12 protein-coding genes are annotated in these 12501 nt (G+C 61.1%); 6 read left to right on the plus strand and 6 right to left on the minus strand.

What is annotated here, in order from left to right:
• Positions 1 to 60 precede the first annotated feature (60 nt).
• From ACTJI5_RS16665 to tnpC, 3 genes are read left to right on the plus strand one after another with little or no spacing between them, the layout of a single operon-like run.
• The gene (locus ACTJI5_RS16665; RefSeq protein WP_440859287.1) at positions 61 to 480 is read left to right on the plus strand and encodes a transposase; all 420 of its coding nucleotides are present in this window, start codon (positions 61 to 63) and stop codon (positions 478 to 480) included.
• Between the two features lie 26 nt (positions 481 to 506).
• Positions 507 to 833: an IS66 family insertion sequence element accessory protein TnpB gene (gene tnpB / locus ACTJI5_RS16670; protein ID WP_440859286.1), complete on the plus strand. Its 327-nt coding sequence runs from the start codon at positions 507 to 509 to the stop codon at positions 831 to 833.
• A 31-nt stretch (positions 834 to 864) separates the two neighbouring features.
• A complete protein-coding gene (gene tnpC, locus ACTJI5_RS16675) occupies positions 865 to 2388 on the plus strand; it encodes an IS66 family transposase (RefSeq protein ID WP_440859285.1) in 1524 nt (507 codons plus the stop codon).
• Positions 2389 to 2690: 302 nt separating this feature from the next.
• Here the strand turns inward: tnpC and ACTJI5_RS16680 are convergent, their stop codons facing one another.
• The 4 genes from ACTJI5_RS16680 to ACTJI5_RS16695 form a co-directional block, all read right to left on the minus strand.
• Entirely contained in the window at positions 2691 to 3509 is an 819-nt protein-coding gene (locus ACTJI5_RS16680) for an SDR family NAD(P)-dependent oxidoreductase (RefSeq protein ID WP_440861105.1), read from the minus strand.
• A gap of 75 nt (positions 3510 to 3584) precedes the next feature.
• Positions 3585 to 4787, minus strand: coding sequence for an MFS transporter (locus ACTJI5_RS16685; protein ID WP_440861106.1), 1203 nt, complete (start codon positions 4785 to 4787; stop codon positions 3585 to 3587).
• Between the two features lie 57 nt (positions 4788 to 4844).
• Positions 4845 to 5708, minus strand: a complete 864-nt coding sequence (locus ACTJI5_RS16690; RefSeq protein ID WP_440861107.1) for an SDR family NAD(P)-dependent oxidoreductase — start codon at positions 5706 to 5708, stop codon at positions 4845 to 4847.
• A 45-nt stretch (positions 5709 to 5753) separates the two neighbouring features.
• The gene (locus ACTJI5_RS16695; RefSeq protein WP_440861108.1) at positions 5754 to 6707 is read right to left on the minus strand and encodes an NAD-dependent epimerase/dehydratase family protein; all 954 of its coding nucleotides are present in this window, start codon (positions 6705 to 6707) and stop codon (positions 5754 to 5756) included.
• A 643-nt stretch (positions 6708 to 7350) separates the two neighbouring features.
• Between ACTJI5_RS16695 and ACTJI5_RS16700 the strand changes: the two genes are divergently transcribed.
• The 3 genes from ACTJI5_RS16700 (at position 7351) to ACTJI5_RS16710 (ending at position 10317) form a co-directional block, all read left to right on the plus strand.
• Complete coding sequence (locus tag ACTJI5_RS16700) at positions 7351 to 8163, plus strand: SDR family NAD(P)-dependent oxidoreductase (protein ID WP_440861109.1); 813 nt, start codon at positions 7351 to 7353, stop codon at positions 8161 to 8163.
• A 65-nt stretch (positions 8164 to 8228) separates the two neighbouring features.
• A complete protein-coding gene (locus ACTJI5_RS16705; protein ID WP_440861110.1) occupies positions 8229 to 9437 on the plus strand; it encodes a cytochrome P450 in 1209 nt (402 codons plus the stop codon).
• 121 nt (positions 9438 to 9558) lie between these two features.
• A complete protein-coding gene (locus ACTJI5_RS16710) occupies positions 9559 to 10317 on the plus strand; it encodes an IclR family transcriptional regulator (RefSeq protein ID WP_440861111.1) in 759 nt (252 codons plus the stop codon).
• A gap of 27 nt (positions 10318 to 10344) precedes the next feature.
• Here ACTJI5_RS16710 and ACTJI5_RS16715 read toward each other — a convergent pair whose 3' ends face one another.
• Together ACTJI5_RS16715 and ACTJI5_RS16720 are read right to left on the minus strand one after the other, a co-directional pair.
• Positions 10345 to 11226, minus strand: a complete 882-nt coding sequence (locus ACTJI5_RS16715; RefSeq protein WP_440861248.1) for an MBL fold metallo-hydrolase — start codon at positions 11224 to 11226, stop codon at positions 10345 to 10347.
• A gap of 282 nt (positions 11227 to 11508) precedes the next feature.
• Entirely contained in the window at positions 11509 to 12363 is an 855-nt protein-coding gene (locus ACTJI5_RS16720) for a helix-turn-helix domain-containing protein (RefSeq protein ID WP_440861112.1), read from the minus strand.
• Between the last annotated feature and the right edge of the window lie 138 nt (positions 12364 to 12501).

Genomic DNA, 12501 nt, shown 5'->3' on the forward strand with positions numbered 1-12501 from the left:
GTAAGCGATGTTCGGGCCCCACCTTGTTTGGTTTCGTGATTGAGGCAGACCAGAGGGGATATGGACGACGCGACGCTAACGACCGGACTGGACACGCGCACTGGAGTTAGTCCGGAGCCGGCCCGGCGCCTCGAGGTGTTCAGTGGGACGGTCGGTCGACGCCGATCGTGGACCGTGGAGCAGAAGTTGGCGATCGTCGCAGAAGCGCAGCATTGCGATAATCTGACGGCGCTTGCTCAGCGGCACGATATCCGGACCTCCCAGCTCTACACCTGGCGCCGCGAGCTTCGTTACGCGCTGGAAGCCCAGCGTGGCTCGATGGATGCGGAGCCGATGTTCGTGCCGGTGGTCGCCGACAACGCCCGACGCAGCGATGTCGCGATAGAAGTGGAGATCGATGGTGCCGTGATCCGGATTGGGCGAACGGCCAAGGCCGATCTGGCTGCTGCCGTGGTGCAAGCCCTTCGGTCGGCTCGATGATCGGGCCTGGCGCTGGCGCCCGCGTCATGATCGCAACGCGGCCCGTAGATTTCCGCAAAGGGCCGGACGCGTTGGCGGCGTTGGTCGGTGCCGAGTATGGCGGCGATCCCTTTTCCGGGGTGATTTACGTCTTTCGGGCGAAGCGGACCGACCGGATCAAGCTGGTCTGGTGGGATGGAACCGGCCTGTGCCTGATGGCTAAGAAGCTGGAGTCAGGGAGCTTCAAGTGGCCGGGGATTCAGGACGGCGTGATGCGTGTGACGGCGGCACAACTTGGCGCTCTGCTGGAAGGTCTGGACTGGCGCCGAGTGCATGGCGGACGCCGCCCGATCGCTCCGCAGATTGCCGGTTGACGCGGCCTTCCCATGCTGATTCACTGCTTCCATGCTCATGGAAGCCGACCTTCCCGATGACGTTGAAGCGCTTCGCGCGCTCGTCCTCGAACAGGCTCGCGAGCTCGATGCGCTCAAGATTTTCAAAGCCGAGGTCGAGCGTCTACAAGCGATCATCGACGCCCTGCAGCGTCACCGTTTTGGCCGCCGGTCCGAACAGCTCGATCCCGATCAGTTCCAGCTTGCCCTCGAGGAAGTCGAGACGGCCTTGGCCGCGGCCGAACACGCTCGCGACAAGGCAAGCGGGGCTCCGGCACAGCGGCCGCGGAAGACCAACCGGGGTTCGCTGCCGACGCATCTGGAGCGGGTCGAACAGATCGTCGATGTCGAGACGAAGACCTGTGTCTGTTGTGGCGGCGCGCTTCATCAGATCGGCGAGGACGTCGCCGAGCGCCTCGATGTCGTGCCGACCACCTTCCGTGTCCTCGTCACCCGCCGCCCGCGCTACGGTTGCCGTTCATGCGAGGGTGCGGTCGTGCAGGCCCCGGCACCGCCGCGGATCGTCGAGGGCGGTATCCCGACCGAAGCGCTGATCGCGCAGGTGCTGGTCTCCAAGTATGCCGACCATCTTCCGCTATACCGGCAGACACAGATCTATGCCCGGCAAGGTATCCAGCTCGATCGCTCGACGCTGGCCGACTGGGTTGGCCGGGCGGCATGGTATTTGCGCCCCTTGCGCGATCACATCCTCGAGCGATTGCGAAGATCGGAACGCTTGTTCGCCGACGAGACGACGGCGCCGGTGCTCGATCCCGGACGCGGGCGGACCAAGACCGGGCAGCTATGGGCCTATGCACGCGATGATCGCCCCTGGGGCGGCAACGATCCGCCGATGGTCGCCTATGTCTATGCCGCCGACCGCAAGGCTGAGCGGGCAGAAGCCCATCTCGGCGATTTCGCGGGCATCCTGCAGGTCGACGGCTATGGCGGCTATGCCGCGCTGGCGAAGCGGCGTCAGCAGATTCGGCTCGCCTTCTGCTGGGCCCATGTGCGCCGCAAGTTCTACGAGCTCGCCGACACATCGCCGGTCGCCACCGAGGTGCTGCGCCGCATCGCCTTGCTCTATGCCATCGAAGACGAGGTGCGAGGTGCGCCGCCCGAACAGCGCCAACAAGCCCGGGGCGAGCGCAGCCGCGCCATCATCGACGATCTGCGTCGGTTTCTTGAAGCCCGCAGCCGTCAGGTCAGCGCCAAAGCGAAGATCGGTGAAGCAATCCGCTACGCGCTCACTCGCTGGGACGGGCTCTCCCGCTTCCTCGACGATGGCCGGGTCGACCTCGATAGCAATGCCGTCGAGCGGTCGATCCGCCCCCTCGCTTTGAACCGCAAAAATGCCCTCTTCGCAGGCTCTGATGAAGGCGGAGACAACTGGGCCGTCATCGCCACGCTCATCGAAAACTGCAAGCTCTCCGGTCTCAACCCCCACACTTGGCTGACCGAAATACTGACCAAGCTCGCCAACGGGCATCCCGCCAATGCCGTCCGCAACCTCATGCCCTGGACCGCCGTGGCCTGAAAACATCGCTTACGAACGTCTCGAGGAACGCAGTCATTAACGCACAGACTGCAAGCTGCCGCTTGGATGTTGGCATCGCGGTCCCGAAACCCGCCGACTCCCTTTCATAAGAGGCTTTTATCACGCCGACGCGGGCGTTGCCCAAAGATCCCCTGCGCGGCGCTATGTTCATCGTGGCTGAACCGGTAGCCGATATGGAAACGCGCCGACGCAACCGCCTTGCCGGGTTGGTGCTGCGGCGCGCGGGCGCTTGCGATTCGCGTCCCGATCAGTGTCGTTCTATTCCTTGCGCACGATCCCAGCTAATTCATCCCGCCGCGCTCCAGTTGGTCGGCATACCAGGGGAGATGGATTGTGACGCCGGCATCCACAGCAACAATTTGCCCGGTGACAACCCGTGCGTCTTCGGATGCAAGAAAGGCGATCATCTGGGCAACGTCGCGCGGTTCGCCGAAGCGGCCGAGCACCGTATGGCGCGCGCGCACGCGCCTGTCCTCATCGCTCAGACCGATCAACCCCGTCTCGGTCGGCGTGAAGCCGGGAGCCACCGCGTTGCAACGAATGCCCTCCCGGCCATATCCCGTAGCAATATACTGGGTGAGCATGTTCACTGCAGCTTTCGATACGCCATAGGCGGAGAGCGTTGGCCGCGCTTGTAGCCCCCCGATCGAAGAGAGGTTCACGATCGATCCGCCTCCGCGCTTTATCATTTCCGGGATGGCGTGCTTCGAACACAACATCGTCCCCCGCAAATTTACGGCCATTGTCCGGTCCCAGACGGCGGTCGACATCTCTGCTATGCCGACCTCCATGTCCGGTCTGATGTCGTCGGGCGCGGTCAGAGCGGCGTTGTTTACGAGAACGTCCACCCCGCCGAAGCGCGCGGCGACTGCCGCGACCATGGCCTCGACCTGGTCCTCGTGCGCGATGTCGGCACGGAAGGCGGCCGCCAAGCCTCCGGCCTCTTCTATCACGCGCACAACATTGTCGGCATTGTCCTGGACAATATCAACCACGGCGACAGCGGCTCCGCATTCTGCAAGCAGCCGGGCCGTCGCGCCGCCGATGCCGCCGCCGCCGCCGGTGACGATGGCGACCTTGTTGCACAGAACTGCTGGCATTATCTTCTCCTTTACGTGACTCGCAGCCTTCGACCAGGCATCGCACATTCGCGCACAGGCGCGCGGCTCATGGCATCAAGTCGCCTGAGGGGTCTGCGCGCCGCTGCGAACAACGATCATCGCCGCACCGCAGAGGGCCGCGCCGCCTGCCGTAATGACCGCCAATAAGCCGAACGCCTCGCTGTAAGATCCAAAGTGATCGACGGCGAGCGCCACTAATGGCGCCATGCCAAATATTAATGGTAATTTGATCAGATAACTCATTCCCATCGCCTTACCGACCTCGTCGGGTCCGTAGAGATTGCTGACAACCGCGGCATGAAGTGTATTGATCGGCGCAGCAAAGAAGCCGAGCAAGGACGCGCCCACGAAGATGGCAGCGCGGTCGAGCATGGGCAGCGCCAGCCATAGGGTAGCGATCGCCAGCGCGGCTCCTACCAGCGTCCAGTAGGGACCGAGGCGATCGCAAAGCCAGCCAGCCACCGGTGATCCCACGATGCCGAACGCACTGAAAAGGGAAATCAATAGCGATGCTACAGGCAGCGTCATGCCGCGGCTCAATCCGAACGGGACAACGTGCGCCATATAAACGACGGCACTTCCCGCAATAATGCCTATCGCCAATGACACAAACACGAGCGCAAGACTGCGACGACCACCGCTGCCGGGCCGAATCGCATCGGCACGGTCGTCCGCGGGGGCGGGTTGGCCGGCCTGCACCGCAGGAGATAAGCCTTTAGTCTGCCACCAGATTATTGGTGCGACCAGCAAGAACGGCGCGGCGAGAGCAAGCAGCACGCCGGTCCTGCCAAGTGCGGGGAACGCCTCGGCGATGGCGACGGGGGCGGCCATCAACAAGATCGGCATGTGGATGAGACCCAGCATCTTCCCCCGGTTGGTCGAAAAGGACTGATTGACCAGCGTCAGCGGCCCGATGACGCCCAATGTGACGGCGCAGACCCCGAGAATGGCGTAGCACGCCATCACTACGGCGAACGACGGCGTGGTCGCGATCACGCCATAGCAGCAGGCGCTCAGCGCAGCGGCGATGGTCATGGCGGCGCCCGCAGACAGCCGCTGGACGACGACACCAATAAGCGGGGCGCTCGCCGCGATCGCCAGCGTTGCCATGCTCATCGCCATCGTGGCGGTGACGAGGGATATGTCGAACCGCTCGACGGTGCTGGGCAATAGGGGGCCAAAGCTTCCAAACATGATGCCAAAGGCCAGATTCTGCGTAAGCGCGCAGAGCATCACGATCCGGTGGCCGCGGCTCATGATGCGGAACCTTGGCCGCGCGTGCGGCACGGCTGCGAAAGCGCCGCCACTGGGCGATCAAACAAGATAGCTATTCATCAGCTCGTCGAACTGCTCCTTCATTGGGACGTCCGGGGCGGCATGGGTCAAGCAATAGGGCCGGTTCTCCCGGATCGCCCGGACGACCATGGGGCCGACCTCGTCCGCCTCGATTCCGACCTGCATCGCGCCAGCATCCTGGATACGGACCGGGCTGGTAAGCGGCTCCTCGCCTCCGGGCTTGAGATAGCTGTCGTAAGCTGGAATGTTGCGCGTATCGGACCGTTCCTGTTCCGGTCGCAGCCGCTCGCTGGTCGCGATGCGCGTCTTCACATAGCCTGGATAGAGAATGGTAACGCCGAAGCCATACGGGGCGAGTTCCTCGCGGATCACATCGGAAAACCCGTTCACGGCCGCTTTCGTCAAAACATAGGTCGAGTGGCCGGGCACTTTGGCGAGCGTGCTCATCGACGAAACATTGACGATATGCTTCTCGCCGGTCTGCTGGCGCATGCGCGGTACAAAGACGTGCACACCATGGATCACGCCCCAGATGTTGACCCCGACCACCCACTTGAAATCCTCATAGGAGGTGTCCCACACGGCGCGGAACGGGCGCAACGTTACGCCGGCGTTGTTGATGAGGATATCCACCTTGCCGAAACGCTGATAGGCAGCATCGGCGAGCGCTTCGACCTCCTCGAGCCTGGAGACGTCCGTCCGCATGGCGACCGCCTGCCTGCCCAGCGCGATCGCTTCATCCCGAACTTGCTCGGCGACCTCCATTTCAATGTCGGACACCACCAGATCGACGCCAGCTGCGGCGAGCGACAAGGCCATCGACCGCCCCATTCCCGTTCCGGCCCCGGTGATGACCGCGACGCGACCATTGAGTTCTTTCATTGCAGATATTCCCTTTTCTTCGGTCCGCCGCCCTGTTTCAGCGTGTCAACCATGGCTCTGCCAAGAAAATGCTTCGACGCCCGTCTCCTTCTGGACCTCATATTTCTGGCGGTACGAGCCATTCCGGATATCCTCGATCACATCGAGATGCTTTGGCGACCAGCCGAGCTCCGCCACGGTCCGGCGTGCGATCGAACGACTGTTCACTGCCAGCGCGATATCGACCCAGAATGTGCCCCACAGCTCGCAAGCTTGGTCATAGTCGAGACTCTGCGTCTCGCATCCTACCACCTGTGCGACAGCTTCGGCGATGCTGCGGAAGTTCGCCTCGCCGGCAACGGTGTGGTAAAGGGCGCCAGGTGTACCGCGCTCCACCGCCAGGCAGTACGCCTCCGCGAGATCATCGACGTGCACGGCTGAATAAAGGTTGAGGCCCGCCCCCAGATAACATGCCTTGCCGGTACGGCGAGCGGATTCGAAAATCTGCGGGATCTGAATGCTTCCGCCTCTGCCAAAGATCAAAGGTGGCCGGATGACATAGGTCTTCAGCGCTCCATCGGACGCCTGACGCACCATGTCCTCGGTCTGAATTCTGATCGCGCGATTGGGACGCGACGGGAAAGGGAAGGGATCATCTTCCGCAAAGGTGTTCTGGTTCCACATTCCGTCCTTGGCCTCAATCGACAGCACGCCGCTTCCGGACGTGAAGACGATGTGCTTAGGCTGTTCCCCGAACGCCGCGCATAACCGGGCCATAAAGGGCGCTTCCTGTTCGAACGGGATCATGGCCGCCATGACAATGACGTCAAATTTGGCCAGTCTGGAACAGAAATCCGCATCATCGACTGTTCCGGACATCGGCTCGACGCCTGCCAGTTCAAGCACCTCGACAGCGGAATCGTTGCGCGCGAGACCCGCTACATGGTGGCCGCGTGCCTTGAAAGCGCGTGCGACGGCCGACCCGACATAACCGGTAGCACCTATGACGAACGTCTTCATAACAATCTCTCCCCAGGACGCGACGGCGCGTCCGCATAAAAATGCAACCCGCCAGGGCGACCCCGCAAAGCGTTGCGTCCGCGACGGCACGATCACCGCAGTTTCAGTCGTCGACCAGGCGGTCCCTATCCTTTCATCGCGCAGCCAGACAACCAAAGGGCATGAAATTGCCCCATGAAACTGCCGATGGCTGCGCCTCTCCATCGCGGAGGATCGCCCGTCTTTCAGGCGCCATAAGGGACGGCCAGGCTCGCCCGGTCAACACTACCGAATTCACGGATGTGGCTTTCCTTTATCCTTTGCGGATTTTGCCTGCCCAGTTGCAGCTGCAGCCGCCGGGCCACTGGCACTAGCGGAGCGCGAAACAGATGATCCTTATGGAACAATATTATGGCGGACGGCCTGCTAGACACGCAATTGCGACCGTGCGAAATTCAAGCAAGCACCCGAATGTATCGAACTCGCAGCGGCGGTGCGCCGCTGCGAGCCAAAGTCGGCCAGAAATATTGCTGCGAGTGTTTCGTTTGGAGGTGAGTGGCGGCTTGACGGTCGGTGCGGATGTGTCGCCCGTGTGCCGGAGAAACTCTGGCATCGGCGCCTAGAAGCTTTGCGTGCAAGGGCTTTACAGCCAGGAGATGGAAATTTGGATCTACAGCTCACAGGAAAACGCGCGCTTGTCACTGGCAGCACTTCGGGGATTGGCGAGGGCATCGCCCATGCGCTCGCCAAGGAAGGAGCCAAAGTAATTGTTCACGGTCGGTCGAGCGATCGCGCGCAGGCGGTAAAGGCAGCGATCACCGCCAACGGCGGCGTCTGTGAAACGGTCCTCGGCGACCTGTCCGTCGCGGCCGAAGCCGAGCGGGTTGCGCACGCGTCGCTGGCGATGATGGGCGGCATAGACATTCTGGTCAACAATTCTGGGGGGATGGTTGGACAGGACGGCGCGTTGGACTGGTTTGGCTCGCCCGTGGACGATTGGTCGCGGAGCTATCAAAGCAATGTTTTGGCAGCCGTTCGCCTTATTCATCTTTTGGCGCCGGGTATGCGCGAGCGTGGATGGGGTCGCATCGTGCAGATAGGCAGTGTGGTCGCGACCGATCCCTCAAACGCTACTGGCGACTATTCCGCGAGCAAGGCGGCGATGGTCAATCTGGCACTGAGCCTGTCAAAGGCGCTGCGGGGCACCGGAATCACGGTAAACGCGATCTCGCCGGGCATGATTCAAACGCCCGCCATCGATCAGTGGCTCCGATCCATCGGTGACGAGCATGGGTGGGGTGACGACGAAGCCAAAAGCATCGAAGTCGCATTGCGTATCTATCCGCAATCGGTTGACCGCCTCGGGCAGCCGCGCGACATTGGTCACATGGCAGCGTTCCTTTGCAGCCCGGTGGCGGACTTCATCACAGGCACCAACATGCACGTCGATGGTGGCGTCACCGCGAACATGGGTTGAGAGGCGACCCTGCATTGTTGCAAGCGCATTGATGAAACAATAAACTAGTGCCCAAGGATCAAAAAATGCTGAAGGTTGCAGATCACGTTCCCGCCAACGCGATTGTTACATATGATTACTTCGATCAGCCGGGATTTAAGGAAGATCCTCACGCGGTAATCATGCGCCTGTTCGAGGGCCGGACGCCGCGCATATTTTACACCCCCCTCAACGGGGGGCACTGGGTGATCGGCGGTTATCAAGAGCTATTCGACGCGACGCGGGACACGCAGACCTTTTCAAGTACATCGATGCAGATTCCGGCCATGAGCGACGAGCCTCTTTTGGTGCCGCTGAACATGGATCCCCCCGACCACGCCGTCTACCGCGCGGCGCTCAACAAGGCGTTCACCCCCGCTCGGATCGTGCGAATGGAAGACGGCGTCAGGAAGCTGGCTGACGAGCTGATCGACCAGATCGCAGGCACGGACCGGACCGAGTTCGTGTCCGCCGTTGCAGAGCCCCTGCCGGTCTTCGTCTTCATGGAGATAGCAGGCATCCCGCGCGAGCATTTTCGAGCGTTTCGCGACAATGTCTTCACATTCCTGTCGGATCCGGACGCCACGAAGCGCAGCGAGGCGCTCGGCTTCTTCCATCGCGAACTCGGCGCCCTCATCACCCAGAAACGGGCGGCTCCCCAGGACGATCTTCTGAGTCAGCTGGTGACCTCGGACGTGAACGGTCGGCCAATCTCCGATGAAGAGCTCATGGGGTTCTGCATTCTACTGATGTTGGCCGGACTTGACACCGTTACCAACGCCATGTCCCTCGGGGTTCGGCATCTCGCCGCGGACCAAGCGCTTCAGGCCCGGCTCCGCGCGGACGCCTCGCTCATTCCTGCTGCCGTTGAAGAGTTGCTGCGCCGCTACGCATTTGCCAGCATGGGCCGCATCGTCATGCGAGACACCGAGTTTCACGGCCTCGCAATGAGGAAGGGAGATCGTGTGCTGTTCGTGCCAGCGGCCGCCGGTCTCGACCCGGCGGTCTACAACGATCCTCTGACCGTCGAGCTCAACCGGAAGGAAAAGGGTGTCCCGACCTTCGGTTTCGGGCCGCACCGCTGCGTCGGTATGCATCTTGCCCGGCTCGAACTTCGGGTTCTGTACGAGCAGTGGCTCAGCCGTATCCCCGCCTTTTCGCTCTCTCCCGCATCCCCCCCGCGCTTTCACGGAGGGATCGTCATCGGGCTGGAAACGCTAAATATCGAGTGGGCAACTGGTCTAGGTGCAAGGTAGCGGGAGGAGCCGGGCGAGCCTCGTCTGTTGCGGCTATTTCGCGGGGCGCGGGCTGGTTGTCGAAGCCCGCAACATATAACCGGAATTGACCGGACAGCCGGCTTCTTCGGGAGTAAACAATTTGGTTGGGCTCGTCGACAAGACCTTCGATCTCCTGGAAAGGGTTGCGCGAGACGCACCGTGCTCACTGCGCGATTTATCAATTGACTGCGGCGTCCCGCTAACCACTGCGCACCGCATCGTCACCATACTCCTCTCACGGGGCTATCTCGTCGCGGAGCGCAAGGGGCGCTATCATCTCGGACCCGCATGGCATTGCGTGGCCCAGCGCGATGCCCTTCTGTCGCTGCTTGCAGCTGTCAGTCGCAGGCCGCTTGCCGACCTCGCAAGCACCGCCTGCGGACACACCCACCTTGGAGTGCTTCAGGGAGCCATGGTGACATATCTCGTGAAGCAGCGCTACGGCCGCGGCGAGGTGCATTCGGCGGAGAACACCCAGCTGGAGGCCTACTGCACTGCCATCGGCAAATGCTTATTGGCGCAACTCGAACCCGCCGAACTCGATGCATATTTTGAGAGTGGGCCTTTGATCCCCCTGACACCCGCGACCATTACCGATCCAGACGAAATCAGGATATATCTATCGCAAGTGCGCGCTCAGGGTTGGGCGGCCGAGATCGAGGAAAGTTCACCAGGCCTGATGTGTCTTTCCGTGCCGATCCTGGTTCCAGAAATCGATGTCTGCGCCGCAATCTCGGTCAGCGTCGTCCACCATCGACCAGTGCGGGAGGCGCTGATGGATCGCTTGCCGTGGCTGCAGGAAACGCGCCGGTTGGTCGAGGACAGGATGGTTGCCGGAACGAGGGAAAATCGGTCGTAGCAAATATCGAAGGGAGACTCCGAAAGCTCATTTCCTGTTGTCGCTTCCCGGACCAGAGCCGCTTTCTCCGTTTTTGGCCAGCGCATCATTTCTGAACGACAGGACGTCGTAGGATAAATATTGTCCGTTATCCCATCCGGGATAACGCCGCCTGGCGGCAGCCACTATCTCTGCAACCATCGTTTCAGTAGGCAGGCATTTTTCAACCGCCCGATCGACCTCCGCTCGCATCCAGATCAACATTTCGCGGACATCGTCCAACAGCTGGCGATCCGTCACCTCGCCATGACCAGGTACAATAACGGCGGGTCGCAAAGCAATCAGTTGGCCGAGTACGTCGATCCACCTGGATCCGTTCGAATCCTTGTCGACGAGGACTGGGAAAAAGCGTGTCTCGGCAAGGTCACCTGTAAAAAGAACCCGGCTTTCAGGGACAAAGATGACCTGATCGCCGCGCGTATGGGCCGGCACTTCGCGCAACTCCACGACAGTGCCGCCGAGATCGATGATATGGCGATGACGGTAGACGACCGCAGTTTCCGCTGGGACGGTATCCACCAGCGCGCTCTGGGCAGCCGGGCCGATTTTGCGGAACAACTCCAGGTAGGCGGGGCCCTTCGCCTGCAGCTCGTCGAGTTGCGCCGCATTCATTATCAGGCTGGCGCGGGGGAAGGCCGAGGCGCCGAAGCTATGCTCGGGGTGGAAGTGGGTGGTGGTGAGATAGATACGTCGCCCGTTTGCGATACGCAACGCAGCCTGATAGACACGTTTTCCGTTTTCTCGGCCCAGTCCAACATCAACGACGAGAATGGCCTTGGTGCCTGAAATGATGCCGATGTTCGGGACTAGTGGCACGCGCCGGTCCAAGGCGACCAGGATGTTGGGGGCGACCTGATGTAGACTGGTCATCTCCACTACAGGAGCCTGCGTGCCAGCCGATAAATGCGCCAAGACTTGGGGCGGCGCAAGCGCCGCGACCCCCAACCAGAAAGCAAGCCGCAACGAACTGGCTCGTCCGCTGCCTTTGCGAGAGGTCGCTACGCCGAATCGAGCAATGGCGCGCGCAGATTGGGGGGGAGCTTTCGGTTGCTCATTCGTCGAATCATCGCTTTGCCGGCTTGGTGTCCGAGCGTTGATCCCTGCCTGGACCGGGCGGAGGATGTTACCAAATAGCATGACAGCTATTGGACGTCAGGCTCGGAGACGCCGCCTGTATTCACTCGGCGTTTCCGAGCTGGATCTCCGAAAGGTGGATGAAAAGGTGCTGGAATTTGCAAAGCCGAGCCGATACGAAATGACCTTTAGCGGCAAATCGGTACTGATGAGCAAATCTTGTGCCTTGCGAAGCCGGATCCTTTCAACAGCATCATGAACCGTCCTTCCGGTCGTCCGCTTGAAGGAACGGCGTAGGTGCGCTGAGCTGATGTCGCAGACATTGGCGATTTCGTCGATATTCGGGCAGTGATTTTCGCAGCTGTCGATATACTCCACGATCCGGGCAATGTCGGCGTCGGATAGTTTGCCCTCCTGCGTCCGAACGCGTCTGCTATCCGATGACGCATTAAAGTGGCGGACGATCTCAATCGCGATGGTGTTGGACAGCGATTCCACCATCAACGTGCTCGCGAAACCGGGATTGAGCGCTTCGTGTCCGAGCCGTTGAAGGGTTTGCTCGATCCGAAAGTTCCTCATGTCAAAACACTGGCTGAGGTTGCTGCTCTCCCATTGCGGCATGCTCCGCCAGATTTGGCGCAGCCAGTCGGCGTCGAGGTGGCAACGAACATTGCGTACGCGTTCATTGCAGTTCGCGGGATCCGTGACGACCTCGAGCTTGGCCGGGAAGAACATCAGCTGGCCGAAACTCTGCAGCCGACCGCTTTTGAGTTTCGCCGCAACGGTGACCTGCGATGGATAGGGACGGTATCCGATAATGAAGTCGTCATTGACCTGATGGATTTCCTCGCCTTCATTCCAAATGAAGTCGCTGACCTGGATTTTGGCAGTACGCGCGTCCAGATGCGCCGTGACCATTTCCTTAGCCGACATCGTCTCTCTCCCGTTGGATATTATGTTTAAACAGGTCTCACTTTCACTGATCTCCCGCTCCAACTGACGTGTCAGTGACGCAATATGCCGGTCCCTATGACAGGCGATCGTCGCCATATCCTCCGAATAGATTCAATA

It is taken from the genome of Sphingopyxis sp. 22461, from assembly GCF_052044915.1.
In the GTDB taxonomy this organism is placed as follows: domain Bacteria; phylum Pseudomonadota; class Alphaproteobacteria; order Sphingomonadales; family Sphingomonadaceae; genus Sphingopyxis.